The following is a 23,451-nucleotide window of genomic DNA, read 5'->3' on the forward strand; positions in this document are numbered from 1 at the left end:
GGAATAACTGATGTACATCCGAACACTGCCCCTGCTGTTGGCAATCACTGCAGGTCTGAGCGCCAACGCCGCCGAAGCCGCCACAACGGGCACGTTGAATTTTGCCGGGCAGGTCAATGCCGGCACATGCAACTTGGCCGCAGGTGACTTGAATCGCACCATTAAGCTGCCCACTACCAAGATTTCAGACTTTGACGCGAGCGCCACGGCGGGATCGCATGATTTCGAGCTTTCCGCGGACTGCGAGTCGGACATAAGCGACGTCACGTTCCTGTTCTCCGGTACGGCATCCACCGGTAACGCCAAGCTGTTTGCCAACACGGGAACGTCGGAAGGCACGGCCCTTTCGCTGGTACACCGTGCGGCGCCGCTGTACACCATTCCTGCCAACGGCACCCCCGCCCAGCGCAGCCGCAAGGTGGCGACAAGCGCCAAAAAGGCCGTGATACCGCTCACGGCCGCCTACCATAAAACCGGCGTAGCGATCACCCAAGGTACCCTGGCCAGCGCCGTGACGGTGTCGATCACTTACAACTAACCGGCACGTTATAAACGCGCAAAAAAACGCCCGACCTTCGCAGGCCGGGCGTTTTTTGTGCCCTGAAAAAATCAGGACTGACTGGATGGCGTCGGGATTACCGGCGATGCAGTCGGGGTAGCCGCGTGCGTCGGTGCGGACACCGAGTTGGCTGTCGACGCAGTTGGCGCTGGGGTTGCAGGTTTGGCCGCAACGGCAGGCTTTGCTGCTGGCCTTTTCGCCACAGCGGGCTTCTTGGCGGCGGCCGGTTTTGCCGCAGGTTTGGCAGCCACAGGTTTTGCCGCAGCTGGCTTGGCGGCAGGCTTAGCGACAGGCTTGGCAGCGGCGGTTTTAGCCGCGGGTTTGGCGGCTGCCTTGACGGCCGATTTAGCGGCAGGCTTTACAGCTGCTTTAGCGGCCACCGGCTTAGCGGCGGACTTGGCAGCCGGTTTAGCAGCGGCCGTTTTAGCGACAGGTTTGGATGCTGCTTTAGCCGGGGCCTTAGCCGCAGCTTTGGCAGCCGGCTTGGCCGCAGCTTTAACCAGAGGCTTGGCCGCAGATTTCGCTGCCGGTTTTGCAGCAGCGGTTTTAGCGGCAGGCTTGGCAGCGGGTTTAGCCGCTGCGGGTTTAGCCGGGGCCACTTTGGCGCCCGTGAGTTTTTCGATTTGCTTGGTCAGGGTATCGACCTTGCTGTGCAGCGTCTTCAATTCCGCTTTGCTGGGCACGCCCAGTCGCGAAATGGCGCTGTTGAGGCGTTTGTCGAAAGTCTCTTCCAACTTGCCCCATGTATCCGAAATGCTCGACTTGGCAGAACCTGCGCTCGCCTTTGCCGCCTCGACTTTTTTACCCACTGTGGTCTTGGTCAACTTCTCGGCCTTCTCGCCGTCCTTGACCAAAGTCTCGAAGTACTTACCGCCGTCACTGCTAACCTTCGAGTACACGCCTAAACCAGCAAGCCAGATCTTCCGGGAATATTTTTCAACTTCCCCGATCCACGAGCTGCCTTCTTTTTGAGTCGTTTTTTTAACAGCCATCCCGATGTCTCCTTAGTGTTTACGCGCGACACGTTCTAGCAATGCCGTCAGCTCTTCGAGCTTAGCAGAGAGTGTCTCAACGTCATGTTTAGACGCAATGCCGATCCGATTCAAGGCACTTGCAACACGCGTGTCAAAAGCTTTTTCAACTTTATCCAGTTGAACTTCAACCAAACCTTTGACGCTTGAGACATTACCCTTTACTTGGTCAATCTGACTGTTGGCGGCGTCAAGTTGTTCAACCACAACTTTTTTGCCTTTACTTTCAACATGTTGACCGGTCTTAACCAACTCTTTGAAGTACTCGCTGCCTTCGCTGCCGACCTTGGCATAGGCACCAAGGCCTGCCAGCCAGATCTTGCGGGCATAGCTTTTAACGTCACTCAGGGCGGTGGTCTGAACGTCGATTTTTTTCTGCAAAATAACTTTGGCCATGGTGCACCTCACGCAATTTAGGGTTGAGGAACGGCCCACAGGAGTTGAGGGCTTGGGCACAAAGTAGGGCGAAAAATTAGAATCGGCACCCTAAGCGCACTCAGGTCAGGCCAGTGCCTTATCCAAGGCCTTCTCGATTTCGGACTTGATCGTGCCACTCATGGCCGACATCAACAGGCCCAGCTCCACATCGATACGCAGCGAATCATCCGCCACTAATACTGTGCCTTTAACCCCCGACCGTTTGAGGTTCAGGGTGTCGCCGGACCAGGATGGCTCCAGGCCATATTGCGCTTGGAGTTTGTGCGCCAACTTCTCGGCCTTCGCCCGCGCGCCTTCTTTACCCAGGGAATGTGCACGCTCAACGGTAATACGGGCCATTGCGATGACTCCTCTTTATAACGACTGGTACATCTGCCATGCGGCAAAAGGTCTCGGTGAGCACCTATCTTACCTTCAGCCTTGCCAAGACAAAGCAAGCCTTGGGGATTATCATGTCCCGCATTCTCTTTTGGTGACAGCGATATGACTGATCAGCGCAAAGGCAGCGATGCCGAACCCACCACTCACTTCGGCTTCAAGAACGTTCCGGAAAGCCAGAAAGCGGAAAAAGTCGCTGAGGTGTTCCACTCCGTCGCCGCCAAGTACGACCTGATGAACGACGTGCTGTCGGGCGGCATGCACCGCCTGTGGAAGCGCTTCACCATCGAGTTGTCGGGCGTACGCACCGGCAACCGCGTGCTGGACATCGCCGGCGGTACGGGCGACCTGGCGGCCAAGTTCTCCAAGCTCGTCGGCCCTACCGGCCAGGTCGTGCTGGCAGACATCAACGGCTCGATGCTCAAGGTCGGCCGTGATCGCCTGCTGGACAAAGGCGTGGCCGGCAATATCGAGTTCGTGCAGGCCGACGCGGAAAAGCTGCCGTTCCCGGATAACCATTTCGACTGCGTGACCATCGCTTTCGGCCTGCGCAACGTCACCCATAAAGAAGACGCGATCCGCTCAATGCTGCGCGTGCTCAAGCCGGGTGGCCGCCTGTTGGTACTGGAGTTCTCCAAGCCGACCAACGCGCTGATGTCCAAGGTCTACGACACCTACTCGTTCGCCTTCATGCCGTTGATGGGCAAGCTGATCACCAATGACGCCGAGAGCTACCGCTACCTGGCCGAATCGATCCGCATGCACCCAGACCAGGAAACCCTAAAGTCGATGATGGTGGAGGCCGGTTTCGACCGCGTGACCTACCACAACATGACTTCGGGTATCGTCGCCCTGCACCGCGGTATCAAGCCCTGATGCTGCTCAAAGGTCTTCTCGCCAGCGTTGAACACGGCCTCAACCGTGTCCTGCGCCTGGACAGCACCGCCCTGGCGCGGCTCGCGCACTTGAACGGCAAGGTCATTGCTGTTGACTGCACGAGCCCCACCTTGCAGCTGTTTATCCTGCCCAGCGATGAAGGCCTGCTGCTCGCGACCCAATGGGCCGCCGAAGCCGACTGCACGCTGCGTGCACCGGCGTCGAGCCTGTTGCACTTGGCCCTGAGCCGCAACAAGACCGCCATCCTCCACGGCCCTGAAGTGGAATTGGAAGGCGACAGCGCGGTGCTGATGGACCTGGCCGCCGTGCTGCAAGACCTGGCGCTGGACTGGGAATACGAGCTGTCACGCTGGATCGGCCCCGTGGCCACCCAGTTGATCAGCGGGCACCTGCGCAGCCGTTCGCGCTGGTACCAGCAAGGCTTCGCCAGCCTCAACCAGAACCTTGCCGAATACCTGAGCGAAGAATCGCGCACCCTGGTCGGAGAACGCGAAGCGCAAGCGCGCTTTCGCGAACTCGACAAGGCCAAAATCGACCTGGAACGCCTCGAGGCACGCTTCGAGCGCCTGAGCCGTTCCCTTGATCCAAGCGATAACGCATGAAGCTGCTCGCCGTCCGCCGTTTGTTTCGTATCCAGCGCGTCGTAATCCGCTACCGCCTCGATGACCTGCTGTTCGCCCTGCCCTTGCCGTGGTTCCTGCTGGCGGTGCGCTATGTGCTGCCGTGGCGCTGGTTCCCGCGCAAGCCGCTGGAGCTGAGCCGCGGGGCGCGCCTGCGCCTGGCGTTGCAGGATCTGGGGCCGATCTTTATCAAGTTCGGGCAGATCCTCTCCACGCGTCGCGACCTGTTGCCCGAAGACATCGCCGACGAGCTGATGCTGCTGCAGGACCGCGTACCGCCATTTGATTCCCAGCAGTCGATGAAGCTGATCGAAGAGCAACTGGGCAAGAAGATCAGTGAGGTATTCAGCCGTTTCGACGTCGACCCGCTGGCCTCGGCCTCGGTGGCGCAAGTGCACGCGGCGCAGCTCAAGACCGGCGAAGAAGTGGTGGTGAAAGTGATTCGCCCCGGCCTCAAGCCGATCATCGGCCAGGACCTGGCGTGGTTGTTCATCCTCGCCCGTGCTGCCGAGCGGTTCTCTGCCGATGCGCGCCTGCTGCACCCGGTGGACGTGGTCGCCGACTACGAAAAAACCATCTACGACGAACTCGACCTGCTACGCGAAGCCGCCAACGCCAGCCAGCTCAAGCGCAACTTCGAAGGTTCATCGCTGCTGTACGTGCCGCAAGTGTATTGGGACTGGTGCCGCCCCAAAGTGCTGGTGATGGAGCGCATCTACGGCGTGCAAGTCACCGACCTCGCGACCCTGGCCGACCAGCGCACCGACATGAAGATGCTCGCCGAACGCGGTGTGGAGATTTTCTTCACCCAGGTGTTCCGCGACAGTTTCTTCCACGCCGACATGCACCCGGGCAACATCTTCGTCAGCACCGTGAACCCGTGGAGCCCGCAGTACATCGCGATCGACTGCGGCATCGTCGGCAGCCTGACCCCGGAAGACCAGGATTATCTGGCGCGCAACCTGTTTGCCTTTTTCAAGCGTGACTACCGCCGCGTGGCGCAGTTGCACATCGATTCAGGCTGGGTGCCGGCGGAAACCAAGCTCAACGAATTCGAAGCGGCGATCCGCACTGTGTGCGAGCCGATCTTCGAAAAGCCGTTAAAAGATATTTCATTCGGCCAAGTGCTGATGCGCCTGTTCCAGACTGCGCGGCGCTTCAATATGGAAGTGCAGCCGCAGTTGGTCCTGTTGCAAAAAACCTTGCTGAACATCGAAGGCCTGGGCCGTCAGTTGTACCCGGACCTCGACCTGTGGAACACCGCACAGCCGTTCCTGGAACGCTGGATGCGCGAGCGTGTCAGCCCGAAAACGTTGCTGGGCAACCTGCAAAGCCAAGTCGAGCAACTGCCGCATCTGGCCAACATGACCCGCGACCTGCTGGAGCGCATGTCCCAGCCACACGCCAAAGACCCCGCGCCGCCCTGGCAGAAACGCAAGGACGACTGGTTCCTGCGCCTGCTGGGCGCCGCGCACTTGGTCGGCGGCGTGATGCTTGCCATCGGTGGGCCGCTGAACCAACTGGGCCATTGGCCGGCCGGCATCATGGTCGCCGTGGGTATTTATCTGATCGTGCGTCGATAGCCGATCCGGTTATACACTGTCGCAAATTGCCGGAGCGGAACATGAAAGACTGGCTGGACGAGATCAAGTGGGACAGTGACGGCCTGGTGCCGGCCATTGCCCAGGACTACAAGACCGGGCGCGTGCTGATGATGGCCTGGATGAACCGCGAGGCCTTGAGCCTCACCGCCGCTGAGCAGCGCGCCATTTATTGGTCACGTTCGCGTGGCAAACTGTGGCGCAAGGGCGAAGAGTCCGGGCACGTGCAAACCCTGCACGAGATGCGCATCGACTGTGACGCCGACGTGGTGATCCTGATGGTCGAGCAGATCGGCGACATCGCCTGCCACACCGGCCGTCACAGCTGCTTCTATCGCGTGTTCGAGAACGGCGAATGGAAGGTGGTCGAACCGGTGCTCAAAGACCCGCACGCCATCTATTCGGCAGGACACTGAACATGACTGACACCCTGAACCGCCTGGCCCAGGTGCTGGAAGATCGCAAAGCCGCAACCGCCGAGGGCTCCTATGTCGCCAGCCTGTATGAAAAGGGCTTGAACAAGATCCTGGAAAAGCTTGGCGAAGAATCCATCGAGACCATCATTGCGGCCAAAGACGCACAAATCAGCGGTGATTGCAGCGACGTGATCTACGAAACCGCCGACCTGTGGTTTCATAGCATGATCATGCTCGCCCAGCTGGGGCTGCATCCACAGGCTGTACTTGATGAACTGGACCGTCGCCATGGCTTGTCCGGGCACGCCGAAAAGGCCTCGCGCCCGTCCGCCTGAATAACTTTTACAGAGGAATTGCAGCATGGGCATTTTTGACTGGAAACACTGGATCGTCATTCTGGTGGTCGTGGTACTGGTGTTCGGCACCAAAAAACTCAAAAACCTGGGCACCGACGTGGGCGAGTCGATCAAGGGCTTTCGTAAAGCCATGAACGACGACGAAAAGCCTGCTGACCCTGCGGCTAACCCGGTTCCGCCGGCCCAGCCTGTGCACCCGCAGGCGACCCAGCCGATCACTGAGCGTCGTACCTTCGACGTACAGGCTGAAAAAGTCGAAGAGCCGACCCGCAAAGACTCGTGAGCACTGACTAATGTTTGGTATCAGCTTCTCTGAACTGCTCCTCGTCGGCCTCGTTGCCTTGTTGGTTCTGGGGCCGGAACGCCTGCCCGGTGCCGCGCGCACGGCCGGCCTTTGGATCGGGCGCCTGAAACGCAGTTTCAACGCCATCAAACAGGAAGTTGAACGGGAAATCGGCGCCGACGAAATCCGCCGGCAACTGCACAACGAACATATTCTGTCGTTGGAGCAGGAAGCGCGCAAAATCCTGTCGCCGGTGAATGAACCGAGCAAGCCGGCAGAGCCCGTGGCCGAACACAGCATCGGACCCGTTGCGCAAGCGACGCCGACCGCGCCCACCACGACCGAGCCAGCGCCGACGCCCGTTGCGTCGCCCGCTCCCCATGACCCTACATTGCCGCCGCGAGCCCCATGAGCGCTGATAAACCGGAAAACGACCAGCACATGCCACTGGTCTCGCACCTCACCGAGTTGCGTACCCGCCTGCTGCGGTGCGTAGCGGCCATCTTCATTATCTTTGCCGGGCTGTTCGCCTTCACCCAGCAGATCTACACCTTCGTTTCGACGCCGCTGCGCCAGTACCTGCCAGCCGGTGCGACGATGATCGCCACCGACGTGTCGTCGCCGTTCCTCACGCCGCTGAAGCTGACCATGATGGTCTCGCTGTTCCTGGCGATCCCGGTGATCCTGCATCAGATCTGGGGCTTTATCGCACCGGGCCTGTACAAGCATGAGAAGCGCATCGCGGTGCCGTTGCTGGTATCGAGCATCCTGCTGTTCTACACCGGCATGGCCTTCGCCTATTTCCTGGTGTTCCCACTGATCTTCAAGTTCTTCGCCTCCGCCACCCCGGCCGGCGTAGAAATGATGACCGACATCACCAGCTACCTCGACTTCGTGATGACGCTGTTCTTCGCCTTTGGCGTGGCCTTCGAAATCCCGGTGGCCGTGGTGCTGCTGGTGTGGATCGGCGTGGTCGACGTCAAATACCTGAAGAAAGTCCGCCCGTACGTGATCATCGGCTGCTTTGTCGTCGGCATGATCCTGACCCCGCCGGACATCTTCTCGCAGACCCTGCTGGCCGTGCCGATGTGGATGCTGTTCGAGGTCGGCATCCTGTTCAGCAGCTTGATCACCAAGCGTGGCGAGCACCCGGATGACCAACCTGCCGACGACGACCAGCCGCCAGCGACTCAGCCGTGAACCTGCTGTTGCTTGAAGAGGCCGACTTTATCGCGGCCGACCGGGTGATCCTGCGTGATCGGCGCCTGGTGCATATGCAGGAAGTCCACCGTGCGGTGGTGGGCGACAACCTGCGGGTGGGGCGCATCGGCGGTCTGATGGGCAATGCGCACCTGCTGCGCCTGGAGGCCAGTGAAGCCGAGCTGCAAGTGAGCTTCGACTTGCCGCCGCCGGCCAAACTGCCACTGACCTTGCTGCTGGCCCTGCCGCGCCCGAAGATGCTGCGTCGGGTGCTGCAAACCGTGGCAGCCATGGGCGTGCCCAAGGTGGTGCTGGTCAACAGCTACCGCGTGGAGAAGAGCTTCTGGCAAACGCCGTTCCTGGAGCCTGAGGCAATTCGCGAGCAGCTTATCCTCGGCCTGGAACAGGCGCGCGACACGATGCTGCCCGAGATCGTCATCGAAAAACGCTTCAAGCCGTTCGTCGAAGACCGCCTGCCGGCCATGACCGAAGGCACCCTCGGCCTGATCGGCCATCCCGGCGATTACCCGGCCTGCCCACGTGGGCTGGATGAGCCTGTGACCCTGGCTATCGGCCCGGAAGGCGGCTGGATACCTTACGAAGTGGACCTGCTGACCAAGGCTGGCTTGCAGCCGGTACAGCTGGGCGCACGCATCCTGCGTGTAGAAACCGCCGTGACCGCCCTGCTCGCCCGCCTGTTCTGACTCTACCCCGATCGTTTCCACGCAGAGCGCGGGAACGATCATCGCGCCTACAGAATCTTCCTACGCTGCCGATAGCCTCTGAATAAGTCCAAGCCTTGTTCAAGGGGAGTTCGCAGTATGTATCGTTGGTTAGCCGAAAAACTGGGGAATGTGAGCGTCAACCGCAAGTTAAGCATTGGGTTTGGCTTGGTATTGATCCTGACGCTGTTGATCACCTTCACCGGCTGGACCGGCCTGGGCGATGTGATCAATCGCGGTGACAAGTTAGGCTTTATCTCCAGCCTCAACGGCCTGACCAAAGACCTGCGCCTGGCGCGCCTGGACTTCGAAATGCGTCGCGGCGAACAAGGCGCGGACGCGGTCAACGGCCTGCTCACAGAGCTGGACAACGGCCTGCAAACCGCCAAATCTCTGATCGAACAACCCAACGACAAGGCCTTGGTCGAGCAACAGCTCGATGCTTTAGGCCAATACAAAAAGGCCTTCGACACCATGGTCCAGGCCGGTCTCAAGCGTGAAGACGCGCGCAGCAAGCTCGGCGATACCGCAGACAACGCCGTGGCCAAGATCAACGAAATCGAAAAAAGCCTGCTGCAAGGTGACAGCGTCACCCAGTTCAACAGCGTGGTCGACCTGAGCAAGCTGATTCAGCAATCGCGCTTCCAAGTGCGCGGCTACACCTACAGCGCCAAGACGGAGGCCGAGCAGCCGGCCCTGGATGCCATCGACAACGCCCTGAAGAAAATCACCGAACGCCAAGGCCAACTGCCAGAGCAATACCAGGCCAACCTGCAAGCAGCCGGCGCGTCGCTGCAAGCCTATCGTGCCGCCGTCAGCCAGTATCGCGACTCCCAGGTCGCCAGCGCTGCAGCACTGAAAATCATGACCGCCCAAGGCGATATCCTGCTGGGCCACAGCGAAAAACTCACCACGTCGCAAACCGCCGTGCGCGACGCCGATGCTGCACACGCCAAGCAATTGTTGCTGCTGGCCACCGTGCTGGCGCTGATCTTCGGCGTGGTCGCTGCCTGGGCCATCACCCGTCAGATCGTCATTCCGCTGAACCAGACCCTCAAAGTCGCTGAGCGCGTGGCCTCCGGCGACCTGAGCCACAACCTCAACTCCGCGCGCCAGGACGAACTGGGCCAACTGCAGCGCGCCATGCAAAGCATGACCATCGGCCTGCGCGAGCTGATCGGTGGCATCAGCGACGGTGTCACCCAGATCGCCAGCGCCGCCGAACAACTGTCGTCCGTGACTGAGCAGACCAGCGCCGGGGTCAACAGCCAGAAAGTCGAGACCGACCAGGTCGCCACCGCTATGAATGAGATGGCCGCCACCGTGCAGGAAGTGGCGCGCAACGCCGAGGAAGCGTCTGAAGCCGCCGTGGCCGCTGACCAGCAGGCCCGCGAGGGTGACAAGGTGGTCGGTGAGGCCATCGCCCAGATCGAGCGCCTGGCCACCGAGGTCGGCAACTCCACCGAGGCCATGGGCCATCTCAAGCGCGAAAGCGACAAGATCGGCAGTGTGCTCGACGTGATTAAGTCTGTTGCTCAGCAAACCAACCTGCTGGCACTCAACGCGGCCATTGAGGCCGCGCGTGCCGGTGAAGCCGGGCGTGGCTTTGCCGTGGTGGCCGACGAGGTGCGCAGCCTGGCCCAGCGCACCCAGAAGTCCACCGAAGAGATCGAAGAGCTGATCGTCGGCCTGCAAAGCGGCACCCAGCAGGTGGCGAGCATCATGGACAACAGCCGTGGCCTGACTGAAAGCAGCGTCGAACTGACCCGCCGTGCCGGTAACGCGCTGGCCAATATCACGCGCACAGTGTCGACCATTCAGGCAATGAACTCGCAAATTGCTACCGCCGCCGAGCAACAAAGTGCGGTGGCCGAAGAGATCAACCGCAGCGTGCTTAACGTGCGTGATGTGTCTGAACAGACCTCCTCGGCCAGTGAAGAGACCGCTGCGTCCAGCGCGGAACTGGCGCGCCTGGGCATTTACCTGCAAACCCTGGTAGGCCGCTTCAAGGTTTGAGCCCCTCGCGACGGCCATCATGGCCGTCGCCCTCACAAGTTGTGAAATTTCCTACGCGTTTTTCAGGTCGTGGATTACACACCTGGCGCCGAATAAAAGTAGCGTTTCAACTCCCCTGACCGTGTCAGCCGGACTGTCGAAACGCTTCCTTTACTCGTAGGAGGTTCACCATGTTTGGCCCACTGACCCGCGCACTCGGCAACGCCAGTGTCACCCTCAAACTCTGCCTTGGCTTCGGCCTGGTCTTGACGCTCAGCCTGGCTATCGCCCTGACAGGCTGGCAAGCCTTGAACACCTCACTGTTTCGCTCGCAGTCGTTGACCATTCTTTCGCAATTGGCGGTGGTCGGCGAAGAACTGCGGGCTGACCGCATTGTGTATCGCACCCTGAATGACCCGGCCAGCCTGACCAAGGTCGGCCTGCACATGGAAAAAATCGACCGCTACCTGATAGAAATGTCTGCCCGCTTGGTCCATCCGGCGAGCTTGCAACAAGTACAAGACGCGACGCGCCTGACCGCCAGCTTCAAGACGGCGCTGGGCGGCCTGGCCAACCTGATCGAACAACGCGAAAACGCGCGCGAAGGGCTCAAGAAAAGCGCCGTCCAAGCCAGCGACACCCTCGCCCAGCTGTCCAGTGACTTACCCAATCAAGACGACGAAAAGGCCTTGGACACCGTGGAACTCATGCGTCAGTCCCTGGAGAAAGCCGAAGACAGTGCACAGGCCGCGGCCTGGGCAGCCACCTCGCTGGAGGCCTATGCACAAAACTTCACGGACGCGCTTCAGGCCCTCGACGGCGCACAAGCCTCCGTGGCCAAGCTGCCGGTGGACGCGACTGCACTGGCTGGCACCCTGCGCGACTATCGCACCCAGCTGAACCGCCTCAAGGACGCCCAAGTCACCACCGAAACCACCCAGAACCAACTGGAGCAATGGTTGGATGAACTGCTCAAGCAAAGCGACCTGTTGAGCCAGTACCAGACCGAGCAGCGAGATAAAGAAGCCGATCAGGCCCGCAGTTTACTGATCAATGTCACCGCTGCCGCACTGCTGCTGGGTGCCTTGGCGGCCTGGCTGATTGCCGGGCAGATCGTCAACCCCCTGCGCCGGGCACTGGTGGTGGCGAACCGGGTGGCCGAGGGTGACTTGAGCCACGATATACAGACCACCCGCCGCGACGAACTGGGCCAACTGCAGCGCAGCATCGGGCAAATGACGGTCAACCTGCGCGGCTTGATCGGTGGTATCGGTGACAACGCACGCCAGATAGCCAGCGCCGCCGAGCAATTGTCTTGCGGCACCGAGCAATCCCGCGCTGGCATTGACGAGCAAAGACAGGAAACCGAACAGGTGGCCACGGCGATGAATGAAATGCTCGCCACCTCCCAGGAAGTCGCACGCCACGCCGAGCAAGCCTCGAACGCTGCCACCGAAGCCGATCAACAGGCAAGCGCGGGCGACCAGGTGGTGGCCGAGGCGATCGCTCATATCGAGCACCTGGCCCAGGAGATGGCCCACTCAAGCCACGCCATGCAAGGGTTGCGGCAGGAAAGCCAGAAGATCGGCAGTGTGCTGGAGGTGATCAAGTCGGTTTCGGAGCAAACCAACTTGCTGGCCCTCAACGCCGCTATTGAAGCCGCGCGCGCCGGTGAAGCCGGCCGTGGCTTTGCGGTCGTGGCAGACGAGGTACGCAGCCTGGCGCAACGCACCCAGCAATCAGCCGAGGAAATTGAAGAGCTGATCGGTAGCCTGCAACGGGGTACACAGCAGGTCGCCGACAGCATGAACAACAGCCGCAGCCTGACCGACAACAGCGTGCAACTGACCCGCCGCGCGGGCGATGCCTTAGCCAACATCACCCGCACGGTCTCAGTGATCCAGGAAATGAACCCTCAGATTGCCGCCGCTGCCGAGGAGCAAACAGCGGTTGCCGAAGAGATCAATCGCAGCGTGCTGAAGGTCAAGGACGTGTCGGAACAGACCTCCGCCGCGAGCCAGGAGACTGCGGCGGCCAGTGTCGAACTGGCGCGCCTGGGCGCGGATTTGCAGCGCTGGGTGGGCAAGTTCAAGGTGTGAGCCGTTACAACACCTGACGCAGGAAGGCCTGGGCGCGTGGGTCTTTGGGTGCATCAAAGAACTCGGCCGGGGCCGCGTCTTCCAGCAGCTTGCCATGGTCGAAGAACAGCACCCGGTCGGCCACTTCGCGGGCAAAGCCCATCTCGTGGGTGACGCAGACCATGGTCATGCCTTCCAGGGCCAGGGTCTTCATCACATCCAGCACTTCGCCGACCATTTCCGGGTCCAGCGCCGAGGTGGGCTCGTCAAACAGCATCACCTTGGGTTCCATCGCCAGCGCTCGGGCGATCGCCACGCGCTGTTGCTGACCGCCAGACAGGCGTGATGGAAACTCGTTGGCTTTTTGCGCAATACCGACTTTTTCCAGCAGCGCCAGGGCCTTGGCCTCGCGCTCTTGCTTGCCGCGCTTGCGCACGACTTTTTGCGCCAGGCACAGGTTTTCCAGCACGGTCATGTGCGGGAACAGGTTGAAGTGCTGGAACACCATGCCGACTTCGCGGCGATAGGCGTTCACGTCGGTCTTCGGGTCGGCCAGTTGCAGGCCATCGATGCTGACCGAGCCAGAATCGAATTCTTCCAGGCCATTCAGGCAGCGCAGAAAAGTGGACTTGCCCGAACCCGAGGGGCCGATCACCACCAGCACTTCGCCCTTGGCGACATGGGTGCTGACGTGGTCCACCGCGCGTACCACTTGGCCACGGGTGTCGAAAACTTTTACCAGATCGCGGACTTCAATCACTTTGCGCGAGCCTCCGCTCAAGCCGGCTGGCCATTTTCGACAGCGGCAGGTTGATCAGCAAGTACAGGCCTGCCACACAAAACAGGATTTCAAACGGCGAGAACGAGGTGGTGATCACCTCGCGGCCACTTTTGAGCAGTTCAGTAATCGCGATCACCGACACCAGGGAGGTGTCCTTCACCAGGCTGATAAATTGCCCGGCCAGCGGCGGTAGCACGCGTTTGAAGGCTTGCGGCAGCACCACATGGCGCATCGACTGGCTGGCACTCAAACCCAGGGACCGCGCGGCTTCGTTCTGGCCACGAGTGATGGACTGCACACCGGCGCGGACGATTTCCGCCACATAGGCGCCGGTGAACAGCGACAGCGCTGCGATCCCGGCGAATTCGCGCGACAAGTTGAGTACCGTGCCGATAAAAAAGTAAAAAATGAAGATCTGTACCAACAGCGGCGTACCGCGTACCAGTTCGACGTAGATCGTCGACAGATCGCGCAGGGTCGGGTTGCTGGACAAGCGGCACAAGCCGGTGGCCAAACCGATTGCCAGGCCAAGAATGCCGGACACCACCGACAGCCACAATGTGGTCCACAAGCCCCACATCAGTGGCCCGAGCGCCCAATGCCGGGTCACGCCCACCACATCGCCTTCGGCCACGTCGTCACCACGCGACACTTGCAGGCTGTTGTCGGCCACGGTGAGCGTTTGCTCCGCGCCGGCGTCGTTGCGCAGGGTGACTTCGGCTACGTCACCTTTGCGCACCAGTTCAACCACGGTGGATATGTCGGCGGCGCGCTGGGACGTCTCGGCCTGATAGGCGAAGTACTGCGGCACACGGTTCCAGCGCCACTCGTAGGACATCAGCGAAGTGGCGTAGTACAAGGCGCCAGCCAGGCCAACGAGCACGACCACGGTCAGCAGGTGCCAGGGCCATTGGGCTTTTTTCTGTTTCATTACTCAACATCCATCAGGGTGGGGTTGTACCCCATTTGTGGCGAGGGAGCTTGCCCCCTCGCCACAACAGCGCTTATTCCATGTCCTTGAGCCACTCAGAGCTCTTGAACCACTTGTCATGGATGCGATCGTAGGTGCCGTCGTTGCGGATCTGGTGCAGGAAGTTGTTGATGTAGTTGAGGCTGTCGTAATCGCCTTTTTTCAGGCCAAACGCCAACGGCTCGAACGTGAAGGGTTCTTCCAGGAATACCAGCTTGCCGCTACCGACCTTTTTCTCGGCAACCACGTTGTACGGTGCGTCATACACAAAGGCATCGGCCTTGCCGTTGACCACGTCCAGCACGCCTTCCTGCTCGTTGTCATAGCCGTGGTACTTGGCTTTGGAGATCAGCTTTTTCGCGACCATCTCACCGGTGGTGCCAAGCTTGGAGGTCAGGCGGTATTTCTCGTCATTCAGGTCTTTGTAGGACTTGATGGTGCCTTCCAGGTCTTTACGAATCAGCAGGGTTTGGCCGACCACGATGAAGGGTTCGCTGAAGTTCAGCCGCAGGTTGCGCTCCTGAGTCAGGGTCATGCCGCTGCCGATCATGTCGAACTTGCCGGTCAGGAAGGCCGGAATGATGCCGTCGTAACCGGTAGACACCAACTCCAGCTTGACGCCCATGGACTTGGCCATGGCCTTGAGGATGTCGACTTCAAAACCGATGATTTCACCGCGTTTGTCTGTCATTTCGAACGGCATGTAGGTCGGGTCCATGCCGACTTTCAGCGTGCCGCGCTTGACCGCATCGTCGATGGCGCCGGCATGCGCCGCAGTGGCCGCAACCAGCACAGTGACGCCGAGCATCAGCCTCGAAAGATACTTTTTCATCATCAAGTCCCCAGAACGATTCTTGTAAGGTCGGCGCGCAAAAGGGCGGCACCCATTCGGGGTGCGATCCTAACCCACTCGCTGCCCGTCACAAAGGTTTCACGGGTAATAGTTAACGGCGCATATCGGAAAAGCCCAACGACGGTGCAGCCAGGCGCAGTGATAGACAGATCAGCACGAGCGAGCACCAATAGATTGATATGTAAGTAGTTATGACGATCAGTCGACTTCAGCCATCCAGTCGGTGTCCTTGAACCACTTGTCGTGCAGGCGATCGTAGGTCCCGTCCTGGGCCACCTGACTGAGGAAATGATTGATCCAGTTGAGGCTGTCGTAATCACCTTTTTTCAAGCCAAAGGCCAGGGGCTCAAAGGTAAACGGCTGCTCAAGTACCAACAGTGTGTGATTCTCCGGCCGGGCAATCGCAACCAGGTTGTAGGGCGCGTCATGGATAAAAGCATCGGCCTTGCCCTCAACCACCTGCCGTACGCCTTCCTCCGGTGTGGCGAAACGGCTCAACCGAGCCGCCCCCAAAAAGCGTTGTGCCGCGGCCTCTGCGGTGGTGCCCTCGGTAGCCGCAATCCGGTAACTCGCCTCGTCCAGGTCTTCGATACTGAAAATCTTGCCGGCCAGGCTCGGATGCAGCAGTACGGTTTGGCCAACCACGATAAAAGAGTCGCTGAAGTTGAGCTTCAGATTGCGCTCCTGGGTGACGGTCATGCCGCTGCCAATCAGATCGAATTTCTTCGCCATCAGCCCCGGTACCAAGTCGGTATAGGGCACGGCGACCAGCTCAAGTTCGACGCCAAGGGCGCGACTCATTGCCTGGAGCAAGTCGATCTCGAAGCCGACGATGCGCCCTTGTTTGTCCGTCATTTCGAAGGGTACATACGTGGGCGTGGTGCCAACTCGCAGCACACCACGTCGAACGGCATCATCCAGTGCACCGGCCGACACCCCGCCCGCGTAAATGAAAGCGGCAACGCCGATCAGCCATGCCGAACAATACCTTTTGAACATGAATCCCCCTGTGACCTCGTCAATGTGGGGGCGATGCTAACTCAGCCACAGGCACGGCAATACGCCTCGAACAAAGGTCTTTTGTTTCGAAATAACAAGGCGTTAGGGCTTAAAGTAAAAAGCGTGAAGCGCTGTAGGATCAGTGCTTCGAACGCCCCCGAGGTGAGCCCTCGGGGGCGCCTGAATCAGGCCAGCTGGGCCTGCGAAGATAGCGGTTGCAACGGCAGCAAAGGCGCGTGCGGGTCAGCCTTGATCGAAGCACGCCAAGCGTCGAGCCACTCGGCGTGACCTTCACTCCACACCTGCTGGTGCAGACGTGCCAAGGCGACCGGGTCGCTGAGCAACGCCAGGCGCTCGCCGTTGTTGAGGCCGGCAGGGCCGACTTTCAACGCATGGCGCACACGCTCCTGGCGCAAGTGCTCGATCGGCTCCGCCTCACGGTGACGCGAGGTCGCCAGGGCACAGGCCAGGGCGTTCTGCTGCGGGTCGACGACCGAACGCACAAACCCGTCATTCAGGGCGTGCCAACGGTTCTCGTGGGTGTACTTCTCAGTCGACAGCAGGGCTTGCGGCGGATTGTATTCCTCAGGAATCAGGAACAGGCTCTCATCGCGAGACTTGAGGCCCAACTTGACCCGGCTGGAAATTACCGACACCGGGATCGACAACATCAGCGAGCCGACGATCGGGGTCAGCCACCACAGGAAGCTTGGGTTCAACCACACCACCAACAGCGCCCACAGGAAGCCAAGCAAGGTTTGTGGGCCGTGGCGCTTGACCGCCTCGCCCCATGGCGTGGAGTCGTCGTCACGCTGCGGCGAATTCCAGGTCGCCGCCCAGCCGAGGAACGCGGCCAGGACAAAGCGGGTGTGGAAGATCATTCGCACCGGTGCCAGCAACATGGAGAACAGCATCTCCAGCAGCATCGACAACGTCACTTTAAACTTGCCACCAAACTCTTTCGCGCCCTTGGCCCAGATCAGGATGATGCTCAGCAATTTCGGCAGGAACAGCAGCACGATGGTGGTGGAGAACAGCGCCACCGCCTTGTCAGGGTGCCATTGCGGCCACAAGGGGTACAGCTGGCGTGGCGCCATGAAGTACTGCGGTTCCATCAAAGTGTTCACCGCCAGCAACGCCGTCGACAGCACCAGGAAGAAGAACCACAACGGCGCCGACAGGTAGGACATCACGCCGGTCAGGAACACCGCGCGGTGCACCGGGTGCATGCCTTTAACCAGGAACAGGCGGAAGTTCATCAGGTTACCGTGGCACCAGCGGCGGTCACGCTTGAGTTCGTCCAGCAGGTTCGGCGGCAGTTCTTCGTAGCTGCCTGGCAAGTCGTAGGCAATCCATACGCCCCAGCCGGCACGGCGCATCAGCGCGGCTTCAACGAAGTCGTGGGAGAGGATCGCACCGGCAAACGCGCCTTTACCCGGCAACGGCGCCAGGGCGCAGTGCTCGATAAACGGTTTCATGCGGATGATCGCGTTGTGACCCCAGTAGTGGGATTCACCCAGCTGCCAGAAGTGCAGGCCGGCGGTAAACAGCGGGCCGTACACGCGGGTGGCGAACTGCTGCATGCGCGCATACAGGGTGTCCATGCCCGACGCCCGTGGCGCGGTCTGGATAATCCCGGCATCCGGCGTGGCTTCCATCAAGCGCACCAGGCTGGTCAGGCATTCGCCGCTCATCACGCTGTCGGCGTCGAGCACCACCATGTACTTATAGTCACCGCCCCAACGACGGCAAAAGTCGTCGAGGTTGCCGCTTTTGCGCTTGACGCGACGACGGCGGCGGCGATAGAAGATCTTGCCGAAACCACCGGCTTCACGGCACACGTCGAGCCAGGCTTGTTGTTCGGCGATGCAGATATCGGCTTCGTTACTGTCACTGAGCACGAAGAAATCGAAGCGGTCCAGATCGCCCGTGGCGGCTACCGATTCGAAGGTGGCGCGCAGACCGGCGAATACCCGGGGCACGTCTTCGTTGCAAATCGGCATCACCAGCGCGGTACGGGCCTCTTTCGGGATCGGCTCGTCGCCGGCACTTTTACCGGAGATGCGGTATTTATCGTGACCGGTGAGCAGTTCCAGGAAGCCCATCAGCGCGGTCCAGAAACCGGCCGACACCCAGCAGAACAAGATCCCGAACATGATCAGGATGCTGGTTTGCAGGGCGTAAGGCAGTACTTGGGTCGCGGTCTGAAGCAGGGTCTGGTTGCGGATCTCGTCGAAGTCGACCAGCGACCAGCCCTGGTACGGCATGATGCCTTTCATGTACCAGCCGGCAACGATGGTCTGGCCGAGCATCAATATCAGCAAGATGTAGCGACGAATCGAACCCACGGTACGCCAGCGCGCAGCCGGCAGCACCCGCTCGTCTTTCGGCGGCGCTGGAGGATTGGTGCGACCGGTCATCCGGCGCCAACCGCGCACCAGGATGTTGGTGCGCCAAGGCTCAGGCACGACTTTGGTTCGACGAATCGGCGGCGTGGCCTTCAGGCAAACCCGGCCGCTGGCGTCGAGCGCGAGCATTTGCGCGTCTTGCAGCGCTTCGGCCGTGTTGAGGGTCAGCCGACGGCCGACCGACGCTTGGGCAGCGTCGGTTGGTGCGTCGAAAGTCGCGGACGACAGCCGCTCGTGCAGCTCACTGAAGGAGGTGCAGCCCGCCAGCTCGGCGCGCTGCTCTGCGGTCATCGGGAGATGCGTCAGGTACTCGGACAGCGTCTCGGGCGTGGTTTGAGAATTACTCATCGGCAGGCAACTGATAGCTCCAGGTTTCGGTCAGGACGTGTTCTGTCTTGGCCGGCTCCGGATTAGAGAGTGGCGTGGCCGGGGCAGCTTCTGGCTGCTTGGCTTCCTTGTCTTTGGCTTCTTTAGCCTCTTTAGCTTCTTTCTTGGCCTGTTTCTCGTGTTGCTTGGCCAGCAGCTTGTCGGCCTTGATCACTTGGGTCGAAGGCTTTTCAGGCTCAGGCTGCGGAATGTCCTCGACCAGGGCTGCCCGCATTTCGGTCGGTTTGCCTGCGTCTTTGATCTTCATCCGCAGGGTCAAGCGCCAGCCTTTGGTGTGCTCGTTGTAACGCACACTGTTTTCAACGATTTCAGCGTTGTCGCCAACACTCACCTGGCTGCGCACCGGAGCGTCCGCCGGCAGCGCTTTGAGGGACGGGCCCTCGAAGTCAACGAGGTAAGCCACGCTGCCGTCTGGCTGACGGATCAGGTTGGACTGCTTCACGTCACCCGTGGAGCGCAGGGTCTGCTTAACCCAGGCGCTGTCGGCCGGGTGCAGGGCTTTTTCGTCCATGGTCCAGTGCATGCGGTAGCTGATGTCCAGCGGCTCGCCGACTTTCGGCAGCTCGGCCGGGCTCCAGAAAGCAACGATGTTGTCGTTGGTTTCATCAGCGGTCGGAATCTCGACCAGGTCGACGGAACCCTTGCCCCAGTCGCCCTCAGGCTCGATCCAGGCGCTTGGGCGCTTATCGTAGTTGTCGTCCAGGTCTTCGTAGTGGCTGAAGTCACGGCCGCGTTGTAGCAGGCCGAAACCACGCGGGTTTTCGATGGTGAAGTTGCTGACCGACAGATGTTTAGGGTTATTCAGTGGGCGCCAGATCCACTCGCCGTTGCCGGCATGGATCGAAAGACCGCTGGAATCGTGCAGTTCACGACGGTAGTTGAGCACCTTCGACGGCTGGTTCGCGCCGAACAGGAACATGCTGGTCAACGGGGCAACGCCCAGCTTGGTGACCTTGTCACGCAAGAACATCTGGGATTTGACGTCGACAATGGTGTCGGTGCCAGGACGCAGGATCAGGCGATAGGCGCCGGTTGCGCGTGGTGAGTCCAGCAGGGCGTAGATCACCAGCTGCTTTTCACCCGGTTTTGGACGCTCGACCCAGAATTCGGTAAAGCGTGGGAATTCCTCACCGGACGGCAATGCAGTGTCGATCGCCATGCCACGGGCAGACAGGCCATACGACTGGCCTTTGCCGACGACGCGGAAGTAGCTGGCGCCGAGCATGGTCATGATTTCGTCTTGCTTGTCATCTTTGTTGATCGGGTACAGCACACGGAAACCGGCATAACCCAGTTGTTCGGTGGACTTGGGATCATATTTCACGTCGCCGAAATCGAAACGCGTCGGGTCGTATTTGATTTCATGAACGCTGTCGGCGGTCACTTCGTTGATTTTCACCGGCGTGTCGAAATGCATGCCCTGGTGATAGAAGGACAGCTTGAATGGCGTGTTCTGATCGGCCCACTCGGCTTTTTCGTTGCGGAAACGAATCTTCTGATAGTCGGCGAATTTCATTTCGCGAAATTCGTTCGGCAGATTGCTGCGCGGAGCTTCGTATTTCTGCCCGGCCAGCTCTTTTGCCTTGGCCGACACATCATCCAGACTGAATGCCCACAGTTGACCCGCGCCGAACAGGCAAAACAGGGCTGAGCCCGTTACCAGTACGTTTCGTAACCGTTTGGCAGACAATTTTGGTGCATTACAGGGACTAACAATCACGAGCAACCCTCGCCGAAAACAGATCAAAAAACCAACGGCCAGCTATCTATATGCCAGGTTGGCGAGCATTGTTCCGACTCCCCTGGGTCAAAATGATTCCCCAATGGCCGTCGGACAAGTCTCTACCTAAGTCAAAAATGGACCAAACAACGCTGATCCCCGTAGCGCGCGATTATCTAGTAGCCCGCGAAACAACGCATCAGGGACAACGAAGTATTTGTAGCGAAACCCTGCGTTTTTAGGCATTAAAGTCGTTTTTAATACATTCATGTCTGTAAGAGGAAGGTCACAGGGCCATCATTGACCAAATGCACCTGCATGTCAGCGCCAAAACGCCCTGACGCCACCTTGCCATGCAATTGTTGTGCTTGTAACAACAAGTGATCAAAAAGCGCCGCTCCCAGGGCTGGAGGGGCTGCCGTGGAGAAGCTCGGCCGCAGCCCGCTTTTTGTATCCGCCGCCAGAGTGAACTGCGACACCAGCAGCAAACCGCCGCCGATGTCCTTCAAGGACAAGTTCATCTTGCCCTCGTCGTCGCTGAATACCCGGTAGTTAAGCAGCTTGTGCAGCAGTTTGTCGGCACTCTGCGGCGTATCTGAAGGCTCGACGGCCACCAGCACGAGCAAACCCTGGTCAATCGCCCCAACAATTTCGCCCGCCACTTCGACGCGGGCGCCACGCACCCGCTGCAACAGGCCCTTCATGCTTCTTCTGGCGGCAGATCAAGCAGGCGGCGTGCCATCTCGCCGGTTGCGCGCACCAACGCATCGGTAATACCCGGCTCGGACGCGGCATGGCCCGCCTCGCGAATCACCTGCAGCTCGCTGTTAGGCCAGGCCTGATGCAACGCCCAGGCGTTATCCAATGGGCAGATCATATCGTAGCGCCCATGGATGATTACGCCAGGCAGATGGGCGATCTTGTGCATGTCGCGAATCAGTTGGTCGGGCTCCAGGAAGGAGTTATTGGTGAAGTAGTGGCATTCGATACGCGCAATCGACAGCGCGCGCTGCGGCTCGGAAAACCGCTCTACATGCTGCGGGCTCGGGCACAGGCCCAGCATGCGGCCTTCCCAGCCGGACCAGGCTTTGGCCGCGTGCATCTGGGCGATCTGGTCGTTGCCGGTGAGGCGCTTGTGGTAAGCCGCGATCAGATCATGGCGCTCGTCCGCTGGGATCGGTGCGAGGTAGTCCTGCCAGTAGTCCGGGAACATGCGGCTCGCGCCGTCCTGGTAGAACCAGTGAATGTCCTGCGGGCGCGCCAGGAAAATACCGCGCAGGATCAGGCCAAGCACGCGCTCAGGGTGGGTTTGCGCGTAGGCCAGGGACAGGGTCGAACCCCAGGAACCGCCGAACAGCACCCACTTTTCGATGCCCAGGTGTTCGCGGATGCGCTCAAGGTCGGCGACCAGATCCCAGGTGGTATTGTTTTCCAGGCTGGCGCGCGGGGTGGAGCGCCCGCAACCGCGCTGGTCGAAGGTGACAATGCGGTACAGGTTCGGATCGAAGTAGCAGCGGCTCTGGGCGTCGCAACCGGAGCCTGGGCCACCGTGGATAAAGACAACAGGCAAGCCTTCGGGGGAGCCACTTTCATCGACGTACAGCGTGTGGGTGTCATCGACTGCCAGATCGTGCCGGGCGTAGGGTTTGATCTGCGGGTACCAAGTCTGCATTGCGCGCTCCGTAGGGTGTCGGGTCCATCCCTGAGGGGACGTCTATTATTTTTGCCGTCTGGCATCATAAACCCGAATTGTGCAATGAGCATGTCCTTGAGTACCTAGACCTGTGTCAGCCATCCACGCCTTAGGTAACCCAGCATATAGTCGTACAGCTGATCCACCTCCGGTGCCTGGCCGCGCGCGCGCAAACAGCCGTGCACCAGGCCTTTGCCGGGATACAGCACGGCCTCGACGCCCGCCGCTTGCAGCCGCTCGGCATACACCATGCCGTCATCACGCAGCGGGTCGAACTGGGCCACGGCGATCAATGCCTTGGGCAAATCGCTGAAACGCTCGGCCAATAAAGGCATGGCATAGGCCGAAGGCTTGCCCGCGCCGCGCAGGTACAACGCCAGGTAGCAGTCGGTGTCGGCAGTGCTGAGCAGCGGCGCATGCCTGCAGTCGCGGCGCGAGGGCAAATCGGCCGCGCCGCCCAAACCGGGATAAATAAGTACCTGGGCTTGAGGCAACGGCAAGCCGTCGTCACGCAGGCCCAGGCACAGAGCCGCCGCCAGATTGCCGCCCGCGCTGTCGCCCATGACCACCAGACGCTGCCGGTTGATGGTGTGCGGCCCCTGCCCGGCCTGGATCGCCTGCCACACGGCGCGACAATCCTCGTAAGCCGCCGGGAACGGATGCTCAGGCGCCAGGCGGTAGTCGATGGCGATTATCAGTACTTGCAGCGCGTTGGCGAGTTCAAAGCAAATGAAGTCATGGGAGTCCAACCCGCCCACAGCCCAGCCGCCGCCGTGCATATAAAGAAGGCATGGCCAGCCTTGGGACGGAGTGGGGGCTGAAGGCAGATAACTGCGTACGCCTACTGCGCCAAGGAAAAAGTCCGAGACTTGCAGCGCCTCAGGCTGTGGCGGGGTGAACGCCCGGCACATGCGATCGTAGTTCTGGCGTAACCCTGTCACCGTTGAGTCGTCACTGGTGAAGGATTCGGTCTTGGCGACGAAGGCCGCAAGCTGCAAAGAAATGGGGTACATGCACAAACTTCCCTAATCAATGGAGATCAAGTGTGGGAGCTGGCTTGTCGAAT

At 60.2% G+C, this 23,451-nt stretch carries 24 protein-coding genes and 1 pseudogene; 13 read left to right on the top strand and 12 right to left on the bottom strand.

Annotated features, from left to right (window positions below; translation table 11 throughout):
• Positions 1-10 precede the first annotated feature (10 nt).
• Positions 11-538, top strand: coding sequence for a fimbrial protein (locus E0F99_RS02590; protein WP_083355672.1), 528 nt, complete (start codon positions 11-13; stop codon positions 536-538).
• Positions 539-609: 71 nt separating this feature from the next.
• On the opposite strand, the gene E0F99_RS02595 is transcribed toward E0F99_RS02590, so the two are convergent.
• The 3 genes from E0F99_RS02595 to E0F99_RS02605 all read right to left on the bottom strand — a co-directional run bounded on the left by E0F99_RS02595 (position 610) and on the right by E0F99_RS02605 (position 2,367).
• Positions 610-1,551, bottom strand: a complete 942-nt coding sequence (locus E0F99_RS02595; protein WP_083355673.1) for a phasin family protein — start codon at positions 1,549-1,551, stop codon at positions 610-612.
• 12 nt (positions 1,552-1,563) lie between these two features.
• Positions 1,564-1,986 (bottom strand): phasin family protein, encoded by a 423-nt coding sequence (locus tag E0F99_RS02600; protein ID WP_083355674.1) that lies wholly within the window; start codon positions 1,984-1,986, stop codon positions 1,564-1,566.
• Between the two features lie 105 nt (positions 1,987-2,091).
• Positions 2,092-2,367, bottom strand: a complete 276-nt coding sequence (locus tag E0F99_RS02605; protein ID WP_083355675.1) for a polyhydroxyalkanoic acid system family protein — start codon at positions 2,365-2,367, stop codon at positions 2,092-2,094.
• 144 nt (positions 2,368-2,511) lie between these two features.
• Here E0F99_RS02605 and ubiE point away from each other — a divergent pair, with 144 nt between their 5' ends.
• The 12 genes and pseudogenes from ubiE to E0F99_RS02660 all read left to right on the top strand — a co-directional run bounded on the left by ubiE (position 2,512) and on the right by E0F99_RS02660 (position 12,595).
• Positions 2,512-3,282, top strand: coding sequence for a bifunctional demethylmenaquinone methyltransferase/2-methoxy-6-polyprenyl-1,4-benzoquinol methylase UbiE (ubiE, locus tag E0F99_RS02610; RefSeq protein WP_003171186.1), 771 nt, complete (start codon positions 2,512-2,514; stop codon positions 3,280-3,282).
• Entirely contained in the window at positions 3,282-3,905 is a 624-nt protein-coding gene (locus E0F99_RS02615) for a ubiquinone biosynthesis accessory factor UbiJ (protein WP_083355676.1), read from the top strand. The genes ubiE and E0F99_RS02615 overlap by 1 nt, the downstream gene beginning before the upstream one ends.
• On the top strand, positions 3,902-5,506 hold the full coding sequence (gene ubiB, locus E0F99_RS02620) for a ubiquinone biosynthesis regulatory protein kinase UbiB (protein WP_083355677.1): 1,605 nt from the start codon (positions 3,902-3,904) through the stop codon (positions 5,504-5,506). The genes E0F99_RS02615 and ubiB overlap by 4 nt, the downstream gene beginning before the upstream one ends.
• 41 nt (positions 5,507-5,547) lie before the next feature.
• Positions 5,548-5,940, top strand: coding sequence for a phosphoribosyl-AMP cyclohydrolase (gene hisI / locus E0F99_RS02625; protein ID WP_065899886.1), 393 nt, complete (start codon positions 5,548-5,550; stop codon positions 5,938-5,940).
• Between the two features lie 2 nt (positions 5,941-5,942).
• Positions 5,943-6,275 carry a phosphoribosyl-ATP diphosphatase gene (locus tag E0F99_RS02630; protein ID WP_083355678.1) on the top strand — a complete coding sequence of 111 codons (333 nt, stop codon included), beginning with the start codon at positions 5,943-5,945 and terminating at the stop codon, positions 6,273-6,275.
• 25 nt (positions 6,276-6,300) lie between these two features.
• Complete coding sequence (locus tag E0F99_RS02635; protein WP_003171180.1) at positions 6,301-6,579, top strand: twin-arginine translocase TatA/TatE family subunit; 279 nt, start codon at positions 6,301-6,303, stop codon at positions 6,577-6,579.
• 10 nt (positions 6,580-6,589) lie between these two features.
• Positions 6,590-6,991: a Sec-independent protein translocase protein TatB gene (gene tatB, locus E0F99_RS02640; RefSeq protein WP_083355679.1), complete on the top strand. Its 402-nt coding sequence runs from the start codon at positions 6,590-6,592 to the stop codon at positions 6,989-6,991.
• Positions 6,988-7,779 (top strand): twin-arginine translocase subunit TatC, encoded by a 792-nt coding sequence (gene tatC, locus E0F99_RS02645; protein WP_083355680.1) that lies wholly within the window; start codon positions 6,988-6,990, stop codon positions 7,777-7,779. The genes tatB and tatC overlap by 4 nt, the downstream gene beginning before the upstream one ends.
• Positions 7,776-8,483: a 16S rRNA (uracil(1498)-N(3))-methyltransferase gene (locus E0F99_RS02650; RefSeq protein WP_083355681.1), complete on the top strand. Its 708-nt coding sequence runs from the start codon at positions 7,776-7,778 to the stop codon at positions 8,481-8,483. The genes tatC and E0F99_RS02650 overlap by 4 nt, the downstream gene beginning before the upstream one ends.
• Before the next feature lie 117 nt (positions 8,484-8,600).
• Positions 8,601-9,659: pseudogene (locus E0F99_RS31025) on the top strand (methyl-accepting chemotaxis protein); the annotation flags it as partial.
• 144 nt (positions 9,660-9,803) lie between these two features.
• Positions 9,804-10,517, top strand: coding sequence for a methyl-accepting chemotaxis protein (locus E0F99_RS31030; protein WP_408003432.1), 714 nt, complete (start codon positions 9,804-9,806; stop codon positions 10,515-10,517).
• 170 nt (positions 10,518-10,687) lie between these two features.
• Positions 10,688-12,595, top strand: coding sequence for a methyl-accepting chemotaxis protein (locus tag E0F99_RS02660; RefSeq protein ID WP_083355683.1), 1,908 nt, complete (start codon positions 10,688-10,690; stop codon positions 12,593-12,595).
• Between the two features lie 4 nt (positions 12,596-12,599).
• Here E0F99_RS02660 and E0F99_RS02665 read toward each other — a convergent pair whose 3' ends face one another.
• The 9 genes from E0F99_RS02665 to E0F99_RS02705 form a co-directional block, all read right to left on the bottom strand.
• Entirely contained in the window at positions 12,600-13,334 is a 735-nt protein-coding gene (locus tag E0F99_RS02665; protein WP_083355684.1) for an amino acid ABC transporter ATP-binding protein, read from the bottom strand.
• On the bottom strand, positions 13,327-14,286 hold the full coding sequence (locus E0F99_RS02670; protein ID WP_083355685.1) for an amino acid ABC transporter permease: 960 nt from the start codon (positions 14,284-14,286) through the stop codon (positions 13,327-13,329). Before E0F99_RS02670 ends, E0F99_RS02665 begins: the two co-directional genes overlap by 8 nt.
• Positions 14,287-14,359: 73 nt before the next feature.
• Positions 14,360-15,157, bottom strand: coding sequence for a transporter substrate-binding domain-containing protein (locus E0F99_RS02675; RefSeq protein ID WP_083360321.1), 798 nt, complete (start codon positions 15,155-15,157; stop codon positions 14,360-14,362).
• Between the two features lie 219 nt (positions 15,158-15,376).
• Positions 15,377-16,177, bottom strand: coding sequence for a transporter substrate-binding domain-containing protein (locus E0F99_RS02680; protein ID WP_083355686.1), 801 nt, complete (start codon positions 16,175-16,177; stop codon positions 15,377-15,379).
• Between the two features lie 185 nt (positions 16,178-16,362).
• Entirely contained in the window at positions 16,363-18,933 is a 2,571-nt protein-coding gene (gene mdoH, locus E0F99_RS02685; RefSeq protein ID WP_083355687.1) for a glucans biosynthesis glucosyltransferase MdoH, read from the bottom strand.
• Complete coding sequence (locus E0F99_RS02690; protein WP_083360322.1) at positions 18,926-20,692, bottom strand: glucan biosynthesis protein G; 1,767 nt, start codon at positions 20,690-20,692, stop codon at positions 18,926-18,928. Before E0F99_RS02690 ends, mdoH begins: the two co-directional genes overlap by 8 nt.
• Positions 20,693-20,958: 266 nt before the next feature.
• The gene (gene dtd, locus E0F99_RS02695) at positions 20,959-21,396 is read right to left on the bottom strand and encodes a D-aminoacyl-tRNA deacylase (RefSeq protein ID WP_083355688.1); all 438 of its coding nucleotides are present in this window, start codon (positions 21,394-21,396) and stop codon (positions 20,959-20,961) included.
• On the bottom strand, positions 21,393-22,364 hold the full coding sequence (gene pip, locus E0F99_RS02700; protein ID WP_083355689.1) for a prolyl aminopeptidase: 972 nt from the start codon (positions 22,362-22,364) through the stop codon (positions 21,393-21,395). Before pip ends, dtd begins: the two co-directional genes overlap by 4 nt.
• A gap of 104 nt (positions 22,365-22,468) precedes the next feature.
• Positions 22,469-23,398, bottom strand: coding sequence for an alpha/beta hydrolase (locus E0F99_RS02705; protein ID WP_083355690.1), 930 nt, complete (start codon positions 23,396-23,398; stop codon positions 22,469-22,471).
• Positions 23,399-23,451: the final 53 nt, after the last annotated feature.

The sequence above is a fragment of the Pseudomonas antarctica genome (assembly GCF_900624995.1).
Lineage (GTDB): Bacteria > Pseudomonadota > Gammaproteobacteria > Pseudomonadales > Pseudomonadaceae > Aquipseudomonas > Aquipseudomonas antarctica.

Coding starts and splice junctions, on each gene's coding strand:
- E0F99_RS02590 (WP_083355672.1), top strand. CDS start 11: ATGTACATCCGAACACTGCCCCTGCTGTTGGCAATCACTGCAGGTCTG.
- E0F99_RS02595 (WP_083355673.1), bottom strand. CDS start 1,551: ATGGCTGTTAAAAAAACGACTCAAAAAGAAGGCAGCTCGTGGATCGGG.
- E0F99_RS02600 (WP_083355674.1), bottom strand. CDS start 1,986: ATGGCCAAAGTTATTTTGCAGAAAAAAATCGACGTTCAGACCACCGCC.
- E0F99_RS02605 (WP_083355675.1), bottom strand. CDS start 2,367: ATGGCCCGTATTACCGTTGAGCGTGCACATTCCCTGGGTAAAGAAGGC.
- ubiE (WP_003171186.1), top strand. CDS start 2,512: ATGACTGATCAGCGCAAAGGCAGCGATGCCGAACCCACCACTCACTTC.
- E0F99_RS02615 (WP_083355676.1), top strand. CDS start 3,282: ATGCTGCTCAAAGGTCTTCTCGCCAGCGTTGAACACGGCCTCAACCGT.
- ubiB (WP_083355677.1), top strand. CDS start 3,902: ATGAAGCTGCTCGCCGTCCGCCGTTTGTTTCGTATCCAGCGCGTCGTA.
- hisI (WP_065899886.1), top strand. CDS start 5,548: ATGAAAGACTGGCTGGACGAGATCAAGTGGGACAGTGACGGCCTGGTG.
- E0F99_RS02630 (WP_083355678.1), top strand. CDS start 5,943: ATGACTGACACCCTGAACCGCCTGGCCCAGGTGCTGGAAGATCGCAAA.
- E0F99_RS02635 (WP_003171180.1), top strand. CDS start 6,301: ATGGGCATTTTTGACTGGAAACACTGGATCGTCATTCTGGTGGTCGTG.
- tatB (WP_083355679.1), top strand. CDS start 6,590: ATGTTTGGTATCAGCTTCTCTGAACTGCTCCTCGTCGGCCTCGTTGCC.
- tatC (WP_083355680.1), top strand. CDS start 6,988: ATGAGCGCTGATAAACCGGAAAACGACCAGCACATGCCACTGGTCTCG.
- E0F99_RS31030 (WP_408003432.1), top strand. CDS start 9,804: ATGAATGAGATGGCCGCCACCGTGCAGGAAGTGGCGCGCAACGCCGAG.
- E0F99_RS02660 (WP_083355683.1), top strand. CDS start 10,688: ATGTTTGGCCCACTGACCCGCGCACTCGGCAACGCCAGTGTCACCCTC.
- E0F99_RS02670 (WP_083355685.1), bottom strand. CDS start 14,286: ATGAAACAGAAAAAAGCCCAATGGCCCTGGCACCTGCTGACCGTGGTC.
- E0F99_RS02675 (WP_083360321.1), bottom strand. CDS start 15,157: ATGAAAAAGTATCTTTCGAGGCTGATGCTCGGCGTCACTGTGCTGGTT.
- E0F99_RS02680 (WP_083355686.1), bottom strand. CDS start 16,177: ATGTTCAAAAGGTATTGTTCGGCATGGCTGATCGGCGTTGCCGCTTTC.
- mdoH (WP_083355687.1), bottom strand. CDS start 18,933: ATGAGTAATTCTCAAACCACGCCCGAGACGCTGTCCGAGTACCTGACG.
- dtd (WP_083355688.1), bottom strand. CDS start 21,396: ATGAAGGGCCTGTTGCAGCGGGTGCGTGGCGCCCGCGTCGAAGTGGCG.
- pip (WP_083355689.1), bottom strand. CDS start 22,364: ATGCAGACTTGGTACCCGCAGATCAAACCCTACGCCCGGCACGATCTG.
- E0F99_RS02705 (WP_083355690.1), bottom strand. CDS start 23,398: ATGTACCCCATTTCTTTGCAGCTTGCGGCCTTCGTCGCCAAGACCGAA.